At 70.9% G+C, this 4,230-nt stretch carries 3 protein-coding genes; all 3 read right to left on the bottom strand.

Annotated features, from left to right (window positions below; genetic code table 11):
* Positions 1-34 precede the first annotated feature (34 nt).
* Positions 35-778 carry a catalase family protein gene (locus G6024_RS09395; protein ID WP_067713922.1) on the bottom strand — a complete coding sequence of 248 codons (744 nt, stop codon included), beginning with the start codon at positions 776-778 and terminating at the stop codon, positions 35-37.
* Positions 779-794: 16 nt separating this feature from the next.
* Positions 795-2,000: a Wadjet anti-phage system protein JetD domain-containing protein gene (locus G6024_RS09390; protein ID WP_119191846.1), complete on the bottom strand. Its 1,206-nt coding sequence runs from the start codon at positions 1,998-2,000 to the stop codon at positions 795-797.
* A gap of 1 nt (position 2,001) precedes the next feature.
* On the bottom strand, positions 2,002-4,230 hold a 2,229-nt coding region (locus tag G6024_RS09385), incomplete at its 5' end, for an ATP-binding protein (RefSeq protein WP_159148563.1).

Below are 4,230 nucleotides of genomic sequence, written 5' to 3'. Positions count from 1 at the left end.
CTGGCGGCGCGGCGCCGCGGAGTGCTGATCGGCCCTAGGCGCCGCGGTCGGCGGGCGGGTACGACGGGTCCCGCAGCGCCCTGAGGACATTCGGGTAGCGCGACCCGGGCAGACGGTTCCCGATCGGATCGAAGTGGAGGTTCTCGTCGTCGTCCTCCCACGAGTCCACCGTGATCCGGCCCAGCGTCTTCCACTTGCCGAGCGGTGTGGCGTGCTGCAGGGTCCACGTGCCGCCGTCGCCGGTGGGGATCGCGGCCAGGAGGAGCGGGCGACCGGCGATGAGCACCGGGAACATGGACGTCATGGTGCGGCCCATCGTGCGCCAGCCCGTGGTGAGGACGTACCGGCTCAGCGGGCCCGTGCCGGTGCTGGCCAGCAGGATGTCCACCGGCCTCTCGGCGTGGATGCGGACGGCCATCCCGCCGATATCGGGCACCGCGTCCGGCAGCCCCACCGCGCGGGAGAACCGGATCGTCGCCGGCCAGCGGCCCGTCACGTCCAGCAGGGACGACCCCGTGCGACCGACCCCGGTCACGCTCAGCGTGGCCTCGGCGATCACACCCTTGGGGTGCAGCGCCTTCGGGCGCGCGAGTCGCGCCACCGCGGCCACGGCGCCGAACGCGGACCCGGCCAGGCTGGACAGCGGGGCCGAGCGCAGCGCGACCTCCTTCGACTCCGTCGTGGTGGGCACGAGAGCGGAGGACCGGGGGGAAGAAGGCTCGGCTGGAGAGCTCGCTGCGGCGTCGTCGCGGCCGGCATTCCGGGTGCGTCGGGACATGGCCCCACGATACGGGTCACTCCCAGGCTGCGCGGAGATGCGATATGGCCCAGTCCCAGGGGATTCGTTCCTGCTCGAGTCGGAGGTCCCCGGCGATTGTCAATTCCTCGAGCGCAGCGGATTCGTCCGGGGTGAGCCGCGTGGGCGCAGCACGGGTGGGCCTGGGGTCGGTCACGGCGAACTGTCGCCAGGCGGAGAACGTGTCGACATCCATGAGTGCACTAACCGCGTCGGGGGCGTGGTGTCTGAGTCGGTCGAGGATCGCGAACCCGTGCGAATCGAGGTCGCCCCAGTAGATGATGCGGGCGGTCAGGGCCCAGGGCAGCGCTGCGACAGCGTCGACTGCGAATCCCCGCCCGAACAGTGCGACGGCGCCGGGTAGAGGCGGGAGGGCGAGGAACGTGGTGAGATTCTCGACGACGACGAGGTGTTGCGGTCCCGTTCCGTCGTTCCAGAGCTCGGCCAGCTGATCGACCGGGCTCTCCACATCGCGCAGCGGAAAGGGGATCGCGGGGTCAAGGATCCGCATCCGGACGCGGAGGTCGGAGCGTTTGAGTCCCAGCCCGGAGACGATCGTCGATTCGTCGTGCGCTGCGCTGTCGCGACCCGACCGGGCGGCGTCGACGAGCTGCTCGACCAGACTGATGCGGGTTTCGATCCACTTGGTGTCGACGCCGGGAACCGCGACTTCGCGAGCTCGCAGCCCCTCGGTGGGATGCTCGAGCACCCATCGACACACGGCGAGCAGTCGCTCCATGTCCCGGTCGGCAAGCTTCTCCCAGAGGGGGGCCGTGGCGGCCGCGGCACGCCCGAGCGCTTCGGGGTCGGGACCGAGCTTCAGCACGTCTCCGGCCCGGCGGCGTAATTCCTTCCATCGGTCGGACTGCCCGGCGATCCGAGCGATCGCGTCGGCGCCTCGGACCTCGGCGCTCTGGGGGAGGGCGACCAGCCCGAACCCGGGCAGTCGGCGGTCCGCCCAGGTGACGCGCACATCGGGACCGTCGCAGCCGGATTCGACGTCCCGCCACCTCTCGATCCACTCCGAGGTGCGGGAGGGGTCCTCGGCGGCTCGCGTCGCGGTAGGGGCCGCGGTGGTGACGCGAACGACGTCGGCGGTTCCCTCACCAGGGTGCGCGATCCAATCGCGGTAGCGGCGGTTGAATCGGGTGGCGCAGGCACGTACGAGGTCGTCGGGTGAACGTGGCGACGTCCGGGCGGTCATGTCAGCCCCGGTCCCAGGTGACTCGTTCGATCCGGGACCGACTGCCGTCCTCGTTCCCCACCACTACCAGGCCCCCGATATATGGCTCCAGGGTCTGGAGCAGCTTGAGCGGGGTCGCCAGGACCATGTGGAACCCGAAGTCGGTGAACACGTCCATCGCGCGCCGGGTGTAGTCGGGGTCGGCCCGGTCGAACGCCTCGTCCAGGACGACGGTCCCGTAGCGGGGCACGTCGTCGTCGACCTCCGCCAGCTGGAACCGCAGCGCGGCGGCGAGGCAGAAGAACACCAGCTTCTGGGCCTGTCCGCCCGAGAGCCCCGAGGACGAGTCGTGGTAGTTGGTGGCTGCCCCGGACTCGTCGACCTCGACGCCGATGAAGCCCACGTGCCGCCTGGTGTCGAGCACCGTCTTCCTCCAGTGCTGGTCGCCCGCCTCGGCCGAACCGAGTCGGTCCAGGATCCTGGACATGACCGCGAAACCGGCCTCGGCGGCGTCGACGGTTCGCTTGTCGAGGGCACCGGACACCGCCTTCTCGAGATCACCGAGGAAGTCCGTGACGGTCTCGGAGCGTCGATCGCGTACCTGGATCTGCAGCCACCGGCCGGATTGGAACTCGGACCGTCGCAGGGAGTCGTTGACGGGCCCGATCTTGCTCTCGATCTCCGAGCGTGCGCGGCGGATGCGGCGGGCGAGCTCACCCAGGTTGCGGGTCTGCATGTCACCGATGAGCCCCAGGAAGCGGTCCTCGAACTCGGCCAGTCGGTCGCGCCGCAGCTGGACGAGCCACTCGACGGCTTCGCCGACGAACTCCGAATCCGGCCTGAGGTCCGACTTCTTCGCCGGCCAGAGTTCCAGGTACGAGGCGAGGATCGTGTCGATCCGTCGCGTGACACGTTGCAGATCCGCCGCAGTGGACGCCTGCTCGGTGGCGATCGCGCGCTCGGTGAGCTGGCAGATGTCCTGGACGTTGTCCGCGTTCAGGCGGCGGGTCGCGGTCGACAGCCGTTCGCGGATCCGGCGGGCCGCCGCCTCGTCGAGCTCGGATATGGCCTGACGGGCGAGCTCGGCGAGCCGGTTCTCCAGGGCCACCACGATGCTCGCGGCCACGGCACGGTGGCCGGTAGCGGAGTCGTAGTGGTCCTGGGCGCGCGTCTGGTCCTCCTCGGCAGTACGCAGTGCACGTTCCATCTCGGCGACCTCGGGGTGCTCCTGACGCCACCGCTCCAGACGATCGTGGGCGGCCTCGGCGCGCTGCTGCGCGGTCGTCGAGTCGATGTCCTCCCACCGCAGCCCCATGAGTGCGGAGGCCGCGCGACCGCGGGCGCGACGTTCGGCGTCGCGGGAGTCGAGCGTGCTCCACCGGCGCTCATGAGCCTCGATACGTGCCGAGATCTCGTCGCGGAGCGCGGTGAGGGCCTCGACCTTGGCATCGTCCATGCTGCCCAGCTGGAAGGCCGCCGGGTCGTCGATCCGCCGCCGGTCGTCCTTCTCGTACCTGGCGCCGCGCCGGATCAGGCCGTTCAGAGTGACGGCCCTGGGGTGGTCCTGTAGCTCGGCCGCGGTCTCCACGCAGGCGACGTCGAACTCTGTGGCGAGCCGGCGGTTGAGCCAGTGAAGAAACGGCCCGCGGGCCGGCCGGACCTTCCGGACCAGACTGTCCGGCCCGCTGCGCCGCGCCGCGGAGTCGTCGCCGTGGTCGACCACCTCGTACACCAGACGTGCCCCGAGGTGGATCGAGTCGACTGCGGCGGCGACCCGGACGTACAGGTGATCGGGGACGAGCATCGTGCGGGCGAATCCGGACAGGACCCGCTCGATGGCGGGCCGCCAGCGGGAATGCTCGGGCGGCACGTCGAGGAGCTCGCCCGCGAAGGGTAGCTCGCGGGCGCTGACGCCCGCGGCCTCGCAGATGAGCTCCCGGGCGGCCAACAACCGGGAGTCGATGTTCGACCGGTGACGGAGGAGAGCGGTCAGCTGCGCCTGCGCCAGGTCCAGCGAGCGTTGCTCCTCGTTGAGAGAACCGGCCACGTCGCGCAGGGTCGCTCGGTCGCGTTCCCGCTCGGCCTCCTGGTCCGCCTCCTCCCGCTCGAGATCCGCGAGCAATTCCGCGAAGTCCTCGGCGGTTGACGGGAGAGACGCTCCGAGGCGCCCGAGGTCCGCCGCGGCCCGCTCGCGCCGTGCCGAGATGTCGGCGGCGCGGTCGCGGGCGTGGCCCAGCTCTCGGGCGAGCTC

The sequence above is a fragment of the Dietzia maris genome (assembly GCF_014144855.1).
GTDB classification, from domain to species: Bacteria; Actinomycetota; Actinomycetes; order Mycobacteriales; family Mycobacteriaceae; genus Dietzia; species Dietzia kunjamensis.
Note: the sequence above shows the minus strand (reverse complement) of the source record. Positions and strands in the feature narration are given on the sequence as shown.

Bases quoted from the DNA above. Each gene is read 5' to 3' on its own strand.
- G6024_RS09395 (WP_067713922.1), bottom strand. From the start codon at position 778: ATGTCCCGACGCACCCGGAATGCCGGCCGCGACGACGCCGCAGCGAGC.
- G6024_RS09390 (WP_119191846.1), bottom strand. From the start codon at position 2,000: ATGACCGCCCGGACGTCGCCACGTTCACCCGACGACCTCGTACGTGCC.